The 12,305-nt window shown below is 44.6% G+C and carries 12 protein-coding genes; all 12 read left to right on the forward strand.

Annotated elements, in window-relative coordinates:
• The first annotated feature begins 48 nt into the window (after window positions 1-48).
• The 12 genes from AC5ZC7_RS01235 to AC5ZC7_RS01290 all read left to right on the forward strand — a co-directional run bounded on the left by AC5ZC7_RS01235 (window position 49) and on the right by AC5ZC7_RS01290 (window position 12,257).
• Entirely contained in the window at window positions 49-552 is a 504-nt protein-coding gene (locus tag AC5ZC7_RS01235; protein WP_496159973.1) for an NADH-quinone oxidoreductase subunit NuoE, read from the forward strand.
• Window positions 553-575: 23 nt separating this feature from the next.
• A complete protein-coding gene (locus AC5ZC7_RS01240) occupies window positions 576-764 on the forward strand; it encodes a hypothetical protein (protein ID WP_496159972.1) in 189 nt (62 codons plus the stop codon).
• 66 nt (window positions 765-830) lie between these two features.
• Window positions 831-2,189, forward strand: coding sequence for an NADH-quinone oxidoreductase subunit NuoF (gene nuoF, locus AC5ZC7_RS01245; RefSeq protein ID WP_496159971.1), 1,359 nt, complete (start codon window positions 831-833; stop codon window positions 2,187-2,189).
• A 95-nt stretch (window positions 2,190-2,284) separates the two neighbouring features.
• The gene (locus AC5ZC7_RS01250; RefSeq protein WP_496159970.1) at window positions 2,285-3,373 is read left to right on the forward strand and encodes a 2Fe-2S iron-sulfur cluster-binding protein; all 1,089 of its coding nucleotides are present in this window, start codon (window positions 2,285-2,287) and stop codon (window positions 3,371-3,373) included.
• Between the two features lie 21 nt (window positions 3,374-3,394).
• A complete protein-coding gene (gene nuoH / locus AC5ZC7_RS01255; RefSeq protein ID WP_496159969.1) occupies window positions 3,395-4,438 on the forward strand; it encodes an NADH-quinone oxidoreductase subunit NuoH in 1,044 nt (347 codons plus the stop codon).
• A 48-nt stretch (window positions 4,439-4,486) separates the two neighbouring features.
• A complete protein-coding gene (gene nuoI, locus AC5ZC7_RS01260; protein WP_496159968.1) occupies window positions 4,487-4,990 on the forward strand; it encodes an NADH-quinone oxidoreductase subunit NuoI in 504 nt (167 codons plus the stop codon).
• Between the two features lie 52 nt (window positions 4,991-5,042).
• Window positions 5,043-5,543, forward strand: a complete 501-nt coding sequence (locus AC5ZC7_RS01265; protein WP_291922713.1) for an NADH-quinone oxidoreductase subunit J family protein — start codon at window positions 5,043-5,045, stop codon at window positions 5,541-5,543.
• 58 nt (window positions 5,544-5,601) lie between these two features.
• Complete coding sequence (gene nuoK / locus AC5ZC7_RS01270; protein WP_079469422.1) at window positions 5,602-5,919, forward strand: NADH-quinone oxidoreductase subunit NuoK; 318 nt, start codon at window positions 5,602-5,604, stop codon at window positions 5,917-5,919.
• Window positions 5,920-5,975: 56 nt separating this feature from the next.
• Window positions 5,976-7,874 carry an NADH-quinone oxidoreductase subunit L gene (gene nuoL / locus AC5ZC7_RS01275; RefSeq protein ID WP_496159967.1) on the forward strand — a complete coding sequence of 633 codons (1,899 nt, stop codon included), beginning with the start codon at window positions 5,976-5,978 and terminating at the stop codon, window positions 7,872-7,874.
• 33 nt (window positions 7,875-7,907) lie between these two features.
• Window positions 7,908-9,344, forward strand: coding sequence for an NADH-quinone oxidoreductase subunit M (locus tag AC5ZC7_RS01280; RefSeq protein WP_496159966.1), 1,437 nt, complete (start codon window positions 7,908-7,910; stop codon window positions 9,342-9,344).
• 62 nt (window positions 9,345-9,406) lie between these two features.
• Window positions 9,407-10,780, forward strand: a complete 1,374-nt coding sequence (locus tag AC5ZC7_RS01285; RefSeq protein ID WP_496159965.1) for an NADH-quinone oxidoreductase subunit NuoN — start codon at window positions 9,407-9,409, stop codon at window positions 10,778-10,780.
• 199 nt (window positions 10,781-10,979) lie between these two features.
• Window positions 10,980-12,257: an ABC transporter permease gene (locus AC5ZC7_RS01290; protein WP_496159964.1), complete on the forward strand. Its 1,278-nt coding sequence runs from the start codon at window positions 10,980-10,982 to the stop codon at window positions 12,255-12,257.
• Window positions 12,258-12,305 lie beyond the last annotated feature (48 nt).

Genomic DNA, 12,305 nt, shown 5'->3' on the forward strand with positions numbered 1-12,305 from the left:
ACACGAATCTGCTAAAGAATATTTTGAAGATTAAAGCTGATTAAAATAATGGCTGTGGTTCAATTTTCGGAAGAGAAACTGAATAAAGTAAAAGAAATCATTGCACGCTACCCGCAAGGGAAGCAGAAAAGTGCATTGATACCGGTGCTGCACCTGGCTCAGGAAGCATTTGGTGGATGGTTAAGTGCAGAAACAATGGACTACGTGGCAACGTTACTGCAACTCGAACCAATTGAAGTATACGAGGTAGCAACTTTCTATAGCATGTACAACCTGAAACCAGTAGGCACCTATCTTTTTGAGGTATGCCAAACCGGTCCATGCATGGTAAGTGGCTCCGATCAGATCATTGATTATATTAAAAGCAAACTGGGAATCGGTGTAGGCGAAACCACTGCAGATGGGTTATTCACCCTGAAAACAGTAGAATGCCTCGGTGCCTGCGGATATGCGCCTATGATGCAATTAGGAAAACATTACCGCGAACACCTCACACCGGCCAAGGTAGATGAGATCATTGCAGAATGCAGGGCTAAAGCAAACGCAAACTGATGCATCCGAAAAACAATATATTCATGCGTTTAAAGGAAATGTATCAGCGTCATAAACTGCAGCTCGTAGAAGCGCTGTTGCTGATGGGATTACTCACCGCATTATGGCGGATCGACAACTGGTTTGTTTCCTTTATCTGTGGTGTTAGCGCCGGCCTGCTGTTTTACAGACTGGCAGACCGCATTTCGCAACACGGCATACGTAAGGCATAAAAGATATACACAAAAATCTGTTGATGGGGACGGGAATACCGGAACCATTACACCATAAGGAAGACAATGGGACGCAAATTACTGTTAGATAAAGCACATATTGAAGGCATCCGGTACTATGATACTTACCGGAGCAACGGCGGTTATGCGGCAGCTGAAAAGGCGCTGAAAACGCTCGGACCGGATGGCGTACTGGAAGAAGTGAAAAAGAGCGGCCTGAGAGGGCGTGGTGGTGCAGGCTTCCCTACCGGCATGAAATGGAGTTTCATCGCCAAGCCAGAAGGTGTTCCCCGTTACCTCGTTTGTAACGCGGATGAATCAGAACCCGGTACTTTCAAAGACCGCTACCTGATGGAGTTTATCCCTCACCTCCTCATCGAAGGACTTCTCATCTCCAGCTTTACCCTCGGTGCTAACAGTTGCTATATCTACATTCGCGGTGAATACGCCTGGATTCCGGATATCCTGGAACAAGCCATTGCAGAAGCTAAGAACAAAGGCTGGCTGGGTAAAAATATCCTGGGTACCGGCTTTGACCTGGAAATATATGTACAACGCGGTGCAGGCGCCTATATCTGTGGTGAAGAAACAGCCCTGATTGAATCCCTGGAAGGTAAACGCGGTAATCCACGTATTAAACCTCCATTCCCGGCGGTAAAAGGATTATGGCAGTCACCTACCGTGGTGAATAACGTAGAAACACTCGCAGCTGTAGTACCTATTGTGAACATCGGCGGTGACGAATATATTAAATACGGCACCGGCAAATCTACCGGTACCAAACTGATTTCTGCCTGCGGTAATATCAACAAGCCCGGCGTATATGAAATCGAAATGAATATCTCCGTGGAGGAGTTTATCTATTCTGATGAATATTGCGGTGGTATCAAAAATAACAAACGTCTGAAAGCCTGTATCCCCGGTGGATCTTCTGTTCCGGTGTTACCTGCTAACCTGCTGCTGAAAACAGCCAAAGGAGAAACGCGCATGATGACCTACGAAAGCCTGGCTGATGGAGGTTTTGCTACCGGTTCCATGTTGGGATCCGGTGGTTTTATTGTGATGGATGAAGACCAGTGTATTGTTCGTAACACCCTCACTTTTGCCCGCTTCTATCATCACGAAAGCTGCGGTCAGTGTAGCCCTTGCCGTGAAGGTACCGGCTGGATGAAGAAAGTGTTGCACAATATCGAATATGGTAAAGGCAAAATGAGTGACATTGATTTGCTGTGGGATATTCAACGCAAAATTGAAGGAAATACGATTTGCCCGCTCGGTGATGCAGCAGCATGGCCGGTAGCAGCAGCTATCCGTCACTTCCGCGATGAATTCGAATGGCACGTGGCTAATCCGCAGGAATCACAAACCCGTAATTTCGGATTGGCGCATTATGCAGATCCGTTACCAGCACCAGCTGCGGTATAATAGGGGAGGCAAACCAAAGAATAGTAAATAAGTTACAAAATCATAAACTTTGCTTCGTTGCTGCTGCGCAGCTTGCAGGCAAAAACTATAATAAGATGGCGGAGGAAAAAAAATTATTTAAGGTTAAAATCGATAACATCTCTGTAGAGGTGGAACCCGGTACAACCATACTGAATGCGGCCAGGCAGATAGGAGGAGAAATAGTGCCGCCAGCCATGTGTTACTACTCCAAACTGCAGGGTAGCGGTGGTAAATGCCGTACCTGCCTGGTGAAAGTATCCAAAGGTTCAGATGCCGATCCGCGCCCTATGCCTAAACTGGTGGCCAGCTGCCGTACCACTGTAATGGATGGTATGGAAGTAGCCAACATCACTTCTCCGGAAGTATTGGACGCACGTAAAGGAGTGGTGGAATTCCTGCTGCTGAATCACCCACTGGATTGCCCGGTATGTGATCAGGCCGGAGAATGCCATCTGCAGGATCTGAGCTATGAACATGGTGCAGACGCAACCCGCTACGAATTCAAACGCAGAACTTTTGATAAAGTAGATCTCGGTGATCATATTAAGTTACACATGACCCGTTGCATCCTTTGCTACCGCTGTGTGTATACCGCTGATCAACTCACCGAAAAACGTGAACACGGGATACTGGGCCGTGGAGATGCATCTGAAATCAGTACTTACATCTCCCAATCCCTGGATAATGACTTTATCGGTAACGTGATTGATGTTTGCCCCGTAGGTGCGTTAACAGATCAGACCTTCCGTTTCAAAAACCGCGTATGGTTCCTGAAACCGGTAGATGCACACCGTAACTGCGAAAATCCTAAATGCTGCGGTAAAACAGTATTGTGGATGCGTGGTGACGAAGTATTCCGAGTAACTGCCCGCAAGGACAAATACGGAGAAGTAGAAGCATTTATATGCGATACCTGCCGTTTTGATAAAAAAGAAGCGAAAGACTGGATCATTGAAGGTCCACGCAAAATAGAACGTAACAGCGTTATTTCCCAGGGTCACTACGTGAATACCGTGAAACCTAAAGATGCGCTGGTGGAAGTATTGGATGGAAGACAACCTAAACTGGTGTTTAATATTCACTCTGAAAGCCAGGTAAACAGACCGGAGATTGATCTTTCCAAGATCCCCGGCCCGGCTCACTCTGATGATTTTAAGAAGTAACAATCGTAATTACGTGTAAGTATGACCTTATTAAGCATAGATTGGTTTTTTATAATTGAAAAAGTACTCCTGATATCAGTGGTACTGGTCCTTTCATTGGTAGTGGCCATGTATTCTACCTGGGGAGAAAGAAAAGTAGCAGCATGGATACAGGATCGTCTGGGTCCTAACCGTGCGGGTCCCATGGGACTGTTACAACCCCTCGCAGATGGTGGTAAACTCTTCTTTAAAGAAGAAATTATTCCTACTAATTCCAACCGTTTCCTCTTCATCCTGGGACCGTCTATTGCCATGATGGTGGCTTGTATGACCAGCGCCGTAATTCCCTGGGGAGACAGCCTGGTAATTGCCGGTCGTACCATTTCCCTGCAAGTAGCGGATGTAAACATCGGTATCCTCTTCATTTTCGGTGTGGTGAGCATGGGCGTGTATGGTATTATGATCGGAGGCTGGGCATCTAACAACAAATTTTCCCTGCTGGCTTCTATCCGTGCGGCTTCTCAGATTATCTCCTATGAGCTGCCTATGGGTCTGGCTTTGATCGCCCTGCTGATGTTAACCGGCTCCCTGAGCTTAAAAGACATCGTAGAGCAGCAGCGTCATGGCTTATGGAACTTTATTTATCAGCCATTAGGTTTCTTTATCTTCCTGGTATGTGCTTTCGCAGAATGTAACCGTGCTCCTTTCGACTTACCGGAAGCGGAGAATGAGTTGAATGGTGGTTATCACCTGGAATATTCTTCCATGAAACTCGGTTTCTTCCTGTTTGCGGAATATATCAACATGTTTATCAGTTCAGCCCTCATTTCTACCATGTACTTCGGTGGTTATGCTTTCCCATATATGGATAAGCTGGGCCTGGATGGTAACCTGCTTACGATTCTCGGATTCCTGGCGTTGTTTATTAAAACGATTGGTTTTATATTCTTCTTTATGTGGGTGCGCTGGACCGTTCCAAGATTCCGTTATGATCAGCTGATGCGTTTGGGTTGGAAAATAATGATTCCATTGGCATTGGTGAATATGCTGATCACAGGAGCGGTAATACTGGCACGTCAACATTAATATCATCTAATTAAATACACACGGTAGTGTGGATTAAATAAAGCATTTATGCAAGCATTAACAAACAGGGCAAAAGCAGTAGATCGCCGGCCGATGACCTTCGCAGAGAAGTTGTATATCCCGGCTATTGCAAAAGGCATGGGTATTACATTCAAGCACCTTTTTCAACGCAAGGCAACGGTAAGTTTTCCTGAGAAGAAACGTGACTTTAGCCCGGTGTTCCGTGGTTTACATGTATTGAACCGGGATGAAGAAGGACGTGAAAGATGTACTGCCTGCGGATTGTGTGCAGTAGCTTGTCCTGCTGAAGCCATTACTATGGAAGCAGCAGAAAGAAAACCAGGAGAAGAAAACCTGTATAGAGAAGAGAAGTATGCGGCGAAATATGAAATCAATATGCTGCGTTGTATTTTCTGTGGTTTTTGTGAAGAGGCTTGTCCTAAAGATGCAGTATATATGTCTGAAACATTTGCGCCTGCAAACTATCAGCGTAAAGGGTTTATCTATGGAAAAGATGACCTGTTGATTCCTCATCCGAAAGAGAACAAATAATATTATTCACAGCGCACATTTAGCTAAAAATACATAGTCAAACATAGCAGAGATGGGAATGAGTATACAACAAATAATTTTCATGGTGCTGTCGGTCATCGCGCTGGTATCAGCGTTGGGCGTGGTATTGAGTAAGAATCCTGTGACGAGCGTATTGTGCCTGATCGTAACATTCTTTACCATTGCCGGGCATTATATCATGCTGAATGCCCAGTTTCTGGCAGTAGTGCATATCATTGTATATGCAGGTGCCATCATGGTATTGTTCCTGTACGTGATGATGCTGATGAATCTGAATGCTGAACTGGAGCCGCAGAAACGCAACTGGCTGAAATATGCAGGTGCGATCAGCGGGGGTGCTTTACTGGTAGTATTGGTGGCCGCGCTGCGCGATGCCAGCATGCCGGCATTGAGCACACAGGCTACGGAGATTGGTTTGATTCAAAATCTCGGTCAGCTCCTGTTCAAACAATACGTAGTACCATTTGAAGTGAGCAGTATCCTGTTCCTCAGTGCAATGGTAGGAGCCGTAGTAATTGGTAAAAAAGACTAGTAATATACGGTAGGCGGGATTTTCCGTGATTCGTAATTCGTAATTCGTAATTTATTTTATGCCTGTTCAATATTACATATTCCTGAGTATCGCCTTGTTTTGCATAGGTGTGATGGGTGTACTGATGCGCAGAAATGCGATCATTATTTTTATGTGCATAGAGCTGATGCTGAATGCGGTAAACCTGTTGATGGTGTCATTCTCCAAAATGTGGGCAGATGCAGGCAGGGTAGATGCCGGATCGGCGCAGCTGTTTGTATTCTTTATTATGGTGGTAGCGGCTGCAGAAGTAGCGGTTGGATTGGCTATCATTACGATGGTCTACAGAAATACACACTCAGTAGATATTAACATTCTTAACAGGCTGAAAAATTAATAATTCAGGGTTTTCTTAATTATTAACTTTTTCGACGTCGTAAATAGAATTGATAAATGATTAATCTAGTTTGGCTGGTACCATTTTTACCATTATTAGGTTTCCTGGTGAATGGATTGGGACGCAGATTTTTATCCAAGTCCCTGGTAGGATTTGTTGGAAGTGGCGCTGTACTGGCGTCCTTTGTGATTAGCTTATTAATATTCCTGGAAGTGAAAACTCCGGGATTTTCTGCACAGGTAGTGACCCTGTTTGATTTCATTAATGTAGGTTCCCTGCATATTCCTTTTGCTTTCCAGGTAGATCAGTTGAGTGCCCTTTTCCTGCTGGTGATCACCGGCGTAGGTACCCTGATTCATATCTACTCCACTTCATACATGCATGATGAAAGTAATGAGAGTTTCGCCAGGTATTTTGCCTACCTGAACCTCTTCGTTTTCTCTATGCTGATCCTGGTGCTGGGCGCCAACTATGTGATGATGTTTATTGGCTGGGAAGGTGTAGGACTTTGCTCTTACCTCCTGATTGGCTTCTGGTTTAAAAATACCAGCTACAATAATGCCGCTAAGAAAGCATTTATCATGAACCGTATTGGCGACTTGGGTTTCCTGATCGCCATCTTCTTTATGATCATGCAATTTGGTACGGTTACTTTCCCCGACGTATTTGCCAAAGCAGCGCCACTGGGTATGAATAACGGTATTATCACCGCTATTGCCATGTTGCTGTTTGTAGGTGCGATGGGTAAATCGGCCCAGATTCCTTTATATACCTGGTTACCGGATGCGATGGCGGGTCCTACTCCTGTATCTGCCCTGATCCACGCGGCTACCATGGTAACTGCCGGTATTTATATGATTGCACGCAGCAACGTCATATATACACTGGCCCCACATATCCAAACTGTGATTGCCATCATTGGTCTGGCTACCGCTTTGTTTGCCGCCTCTATTGCGTTAAAGCAAAACGATATTAAAAAAGTACTGGCCTACTCTACGGTGAGCCAGTTAGGTTATATGTTCCTTGCCCTCGGCGTAGGTGCTTACGGAGCGGCGGTGTTTCACGTAATGACACACGCGTTCTTCAAAGCCCTGTTATTCCTTGGTTCCGGTTCTGTCATTCACGCCATGGGCGGTGAACAGGATATCCGGAAGATGGGCGGACTGAAAAAATTCATGCCTACTACGGCCTGGACATTCCTCGTAGGCTGTTTGGCTATTGCAGGTATCCCTGGCTTCTCCGGGTTCTTCTCTAAAGATGAGATACTGGCGCAGGCATATGCCAATAACCCGGTATTATATGTGTTGGGCCTGATCGGTGCACTGATGACCGCCTTCTACATGTTCCGTTTATACTACATTACTTTCACTGGTAAATTCCGTGGTACACATGACCAGGAACATCATCTCCATGAAAGTCCTTCTCCTATTACTATTCCATTGGTAATACTGGCAATACTGTCTGTTATTGGTGGTTATGTTGGTTTGCCGGAAGTATTTGGAACGAAAAACCTGCTGGCAGAATACCTGGCGCCGGTTTTTGCCCCTTCTGCTCCTTTTGTGGTACCACATCATTTGTCGCATGGTACAGAATGGTTGCTGATGGGTGTGAGCAGTGCATTGGTGATTGTATTCATCCTGTTCGCCCGTCAGAAATTTGCGAACTATGAAGATGCGGGTACAGAAAGTACCGGTTTGGCAAAAGTGCTCGAAAACAAATGGTACATAGACGAATTGTATGATACTATCATCGTTAAACCACTCTACGAATTAGGCCGTTTCTTCCGTGATACTGTAGAAAAAGCAGGTATCGACAGGTTGGTAAATGGTGTAGGCCGTGGAGTACAACTGGGCGGACAACGCATCCGGCTGTTACAAAATGGTCAGGTAGGATTTTACATCTTTGCCATGGTGATTGGTATGATCGTATTATTTGTGATCGGATTCTTATTATAAACCAATAGCAGAAGTTACAAGCGCAGATAAATTATGTTGACAGTTTTATTAATATTGATTCCTTTCATAGCGGGCCTTATCGCATTTGGTCTGAAGGGGTCCGGACCGAAGGTACTGGGCATGATTTCATCCCTGGCAACAGTGGTGATTGCAATAGGAACCTGGTGTACCTTTCGCACGGCTCCTGGTAATGTGAATTTCGTGGCCGACTGGATTCCGCAGCTGGGAAGTCAATTCAGAGTAGGCGTAGATGGAATGGGGGTGATGCTTTGCTTATTGACAGCGATTGCTTCTCTGCTTGTTTTCATCACCATTTATAACCGCGACTTCGAGAAGCCGGGTGCTTTTTATGGTTTAATGTTATTATCGCAGGCGGGTTTAACAGGTGTATTCACCGCGTTTGATGCCCTGCAGTTTTACATATTCTGGGAGCTGGCGCTGATACCTGTTTATTTCCTCTGCTCTATGTGGGGAGGAGAAAAACGTATCGCCGTTACCTTTAAATTCTTTGTATACACTTTCCTGGGTTCCCTGTTAATGCTGGTAGGTATTATCTACCTGTATTCGCTGACACCGGATCATTCTTTCAGCTGGACTTCCTTCACTCATTTACAGGTGAATCCGGAAGATCAGAAATGGTTATTCTGGCTATTTTTTGCGGCTTTTGCCATTAAAATGCCAATTTTCCCTTTCCATACCTGGCAGCCTGATACTTACGAGCAATCACCTACCCCTGTTACCATGATCCTTTCGGGTGTAATGGTGAAAATGGGTTTGTTTGGTGTGATCCGCTGGTTGTTACCGGTGATCCCGCAAGGAGCGGCTATGTGGTCTGACGTAGCCATCGTATTATGCATCATCGGTATCATCTATGCTTCCTGCATTGCCATGGTACAGAATGATCTGAAACGCTTGATTGCTTACTCTTCCATTGCCCACATTGGTTTGATGTGTGCGGCTATTTTCGCCAACACCGAACAAAGCCTGCAAGGGGTATTAGTACAGATGTTTAACCACGGTATCAATATCATTGGTTTGTGGATCATCGTGGAAGTAATACAAAATCGTTTGGGTGTGAAAAACATGGATCAGCTGGGTGGAATGGCACAGAAAGCGCCACGCATGGCTATCTTCTTCGTTATCATCAGTCTGGCTAACATCGGTTTACCACTTACCAATGGTTTCATTGGTGAGTTCCTGATGTTCAGCGGATTGTTCCAATATAATCACTGGTTTATGGCATTTGCCGGATTAGGTATTATCCTCGCTGCTGTTTATACCCTGGGTATGATACAGAAGGTGATATTTGGTCAAAGCAATGAATTAACCGACACTACTACAGATTTACAGCCTGGAGAAACCCTGGCATTGAGTCTGATTGTGATCATGATCATTGTGCTGGGTGTTTATCCCAAACCTATGCTGGATTTGGTGAGTGGCACTACGGAAGTGGTAAATCAATTATTCTGATATTTAGTAGTTGCTAAATAACAGGTGGAAAAATTTGTAACGGGGTTTTGTAACGCAAAAATATGAATGCACTAATTTCTACTGCTTTATCGGGCGTTGTACTGATGTTTGTTGGTTTATTTGTACGCAATAAGCAGCATATTAAATTTTTTGCCATCGCGGCCATCCTGGTAGCATTTATTGCTAACCTGGCACAGTATCCGTCAGTGGAACTCGGCGGATATGTAATGTATGGCATGATTGAGGTGACCAAATTTGGTGTAATATTCAACGCTGTGGCGTTGGGTGCCACCTTGTTATATTTCCTGTTATCCGGCAGTGAGTTTGAAAAGGTAGGAGAGCATGTAGGTGATTATTTTGCACTTATTTTCTTCATCCTGGCAGGTATTACACTCGCTTCCAGCTTCAGTAACCTGCTCATGCTGTTCCTGGCGATTGAAATTATGTCAATTCCCCAGTACATACTGGCCGGAGCAGACAAGAAAAGTCTGAAAAGCAATGAAGCTTCGCTGAAATATTTCCTGATGGGATCTTTCTCTACTGGTATCCTGCTGATGGGTATTACCCTGATTTATGGAGCGGCTGGTACATTTGAAATTTCCGGGTTAGGCCTGGGCACAGAAAGCATTCATCCTCTGGCTTTGTGCGGTATTATTTTAATGGTGTTTGCCCTGGCATTTAAAGTATCTGCAGTGCCATTCCATTTCTGGACACCGGATGTATACGATGGTTCACCTACTGTGTTCACTTCTTTCATGTCTACCATCGTGAAAGCGGGTGCTTTTGTGGCTTTCCTGCGGCTGTTCCACACTGCTTTTGCAGGTGGTAACATCAGTCAACACTGGACGTTAATATTATCCATTATCACTGCCGCCACCCTTATACTCGGTAACTTCAGCGCTGTATTTCAGCAGAGCGTTAAACGCATGTTGGCTTACTCCAGTATTGCCCAGGCAGGTTTTATGCTCTTTGCAGTAGTAGCTATGAATAAACTGGGGGGCCAGGGTATTGTGTTGTATGCAGCAGCGTATAGCATTGCTACCATTGGTGTGTTTGCGGTATTGATGAAACTGAAAGATTATACCTTCGAAGGATTCAATGGCCTGGCACGTAAGCAGCCGTTACTGGCAGCAGCAGTGGCTGTATTCCTGTTTTCATTGGCGGGTATTCCTGTAACAGCAGGTTTCTTTGCAAAGTATTTTGTGCTGTCTGCTGCTATCCAGCATGGTCACTTACTGTGGCTGGTAATTATAGCAGTACTCTGTGCAGCTATCAGCGTATACTATTATTTCCGCGTTATTATTGCGATGTATTTCAAAACCGGTGAGCCGGAAGTTGAGCCGGTATCTGGTGGCTTTAAAGCAGCACTGATACTGACAATTATACTGGTGCTGGTGTTGGGATTGTTCCCGAACCTGTTGCTGTGCTGGATCTAGTATGAGCAAAAAGCGGAAGGCGTAAAGCAAAAAGCTATTAAAACGAATGACCAAAGCGTAGATTAATCAATAATCGCTTTGGTCATTCGTTTTAATAGCTTTTTGCTTTACGCTTTTTGCTTTCTGCTTTATGCCGTTCATCCCAAAACGAATGGATTTAATAGGTATATTACACTAACTTTATAGGTAACCCTTCATTATGCAATCAAGAGATATTTTTTCACTGGCATATCGTTCTGTAACCGGCAATAAATTGCGCACAGGTCTTACTGTGGCTATTATCGCATTAGGTATTACCGTGCTGGTAGGTATTCTTACGGCGATAGACAGCATGAAAAGTAGTATCTATAGCAGTTTTGCCAGTATGGGAGCCAACAGTTTTTCTATTCGTAACCGGGGTATGCAGGTGCATATTGGCGATGACGATCAAAAAGCTTCCAAGGGCAACAAGAATATTAAGAAGGTAAAAAAATCCAATAGTAATAAGGTCATTTCTTACCAGGAAGCATTGGCTTTCCGTGATCGATATCATTTCTCCGCAGTGGTAAGTATTTCTTTCCAGGCTACTGGCATTGCTACCATTTATAAAGATGAAAAGAAAACAAATCCGAATGTGCAGGTAATAGGGGGAGATGAAAACTACCTGAAGATTTCCAATTATGAAATTGCCCAGGGAAGAGATTTTAATCAGCTGGATGTGGAGTCTGGCAGAAACGTGGCCATTTTGGGAAAAGATGTAGCAGAGAAAGTGTTTGGGAAGAGTCTGAAGAACGTGGTGAATAGCAGTATCAGGGTGGGAGATATCCGGTACCGTGTAATAGGGGTGCTGGCAAAGAAAGGAAGTAGTAAAATGATGAGTGCTGATAATGTGGTGATTACTACGGTGAATAATACCCGCAGGGTGTTTAATCGTCCTAATGCGAGTTATCAGATAGGTGTGAATGTAAAAGATATTAAGCAGATGGATGCGGCACAGGGAGAAGCTACTGGTCTTTTCCGCATCATCCGTGGATTGGCGGTCAACGAAGAAGATAACTTTACGCTCAGCAAAAGTGATAGCATCGCAGAAATGTTATTTGCCAGTTTAAGTAAGGTAAACCTGTTGGCGATTGTTATTGCTTTTATTACGCTTTTGGGTTCTGCCATTGGGTTAATGAATATTATGTTGGTATCTGTAGCGGAGCGTACCCGGGAAATAGGCGTCACAAAAGCGCTGGGCGCCACCAGTCATGTAGTACGTACTCAATTCCTGTATGAATCCATTATCATTAGTGTAATGGGCGGCATTATAGGCGTTATTATGGGCATGTTGGTGGGCAACGTTGTTTCTATCCTGTTAAGTTCTCCCTTTATCATACCCTGGCTATGGATTTTTATCGGGGTAAGTATCTGCGCTGCGGTGGGGCTGGTATCGGGCCTTTATCCGGCTTATAAGGCTTCTAAATTAGATCCTATCATTGCCTTGAGATACGAATAATATTTTATTATCTTGTTGTTTTCCATGTTCATGTAAAACAGTAAGCAT

The sequence above is a fragment of the Chitinophaga sp. 9-1-y genome (assembly GCF_059511905.2).

Excerpts from the sequence above, each read along its gene's own strand:
- nuoF (WP_496159971.1), top strand. The coding sequence starts at position 831 with ATGGGACGCAAATTACTGTTAGATAAAGCACATATTGAAGGCATCCGG.
- nuoI (WP_496159968.1), top strand. The coding sequence starts at position 4,487 with ATGCAAGCATTAACAAACAGGGCAAAAGCAGTAGATCGCCGGCCGATG.
- AC5ZC7_RS01290 (WP_496159964.1), top strand. The coding sequence starts at position 10,980 with ATGCAATCAAGAGATATTTTTTCACTGGCATATCGTTCTGTAACCGGC.
- AC5ZC7_RS01235 (WP_496159973.1), top strand. The coding sequence starts at position 49 with ATGGCTGTGGTTCAATTTTCGGAAGAGAAACTGAATAAAGTAAAAGAA.
- AC5ZC7_RS01240 (WP_496159972.1), top strand. The coding sequence starts at position 576 with ATGCGTTTAAAGGAAATGTATCAGCGTCATAAACTGCAGCTCGTAGAA.
- nuoH (WP_496159969.1), top strand. The coding sequence starts at position 3,395 with ATGACCTTATTAAGCATAGATTGGTTTTTTATAATTGAAAAAGTACTC.
- nuoK (WP_079469422.1), top strand. The coding sequence starts at position 5,602 with ATGCCTGTTCAATATTACATATTCCTGAGTATCGCCTTGTTTTGCATA.
- AC5ZC7_RS01265 (WP_291922713.1), top strand. The coding sequence starts at position 5,043 with ATGGGAATGAGTATACAACAAATAATTTTCATGGTGCTGTCGGTCATC.
- AC5ZC7_RS01285 (WP_496159965.1), top strand. The coding sequence starts at position 9,407 with ATGAATGCACTAATTTCTACTGCTTTATCGGGCGTTGTACTGATGTTT.
- nuoL (WP_496159967.1), top strand. The coding sequence starts at position 5,976 with ATGATTAATCTAGTTTGGCTGGTACCATTTTTACCATTATTAGGTTTC.
- AC5ZC7_RS01250 (WP_496159970.1), top strand. The coding sequence starts at position 2,285 with ATGGCGGAGGAAAAAAAATTATTTAAGGTTAAAATCGATAACATCTCT.
- AC5ZC7_RS01280 (WP_496159966.1), top strand. The coding sequence starts at position 7,908 with ATGTTGACAGTTTTATTAATATTGATTCCTTTCATAGCGGGCCTTATC.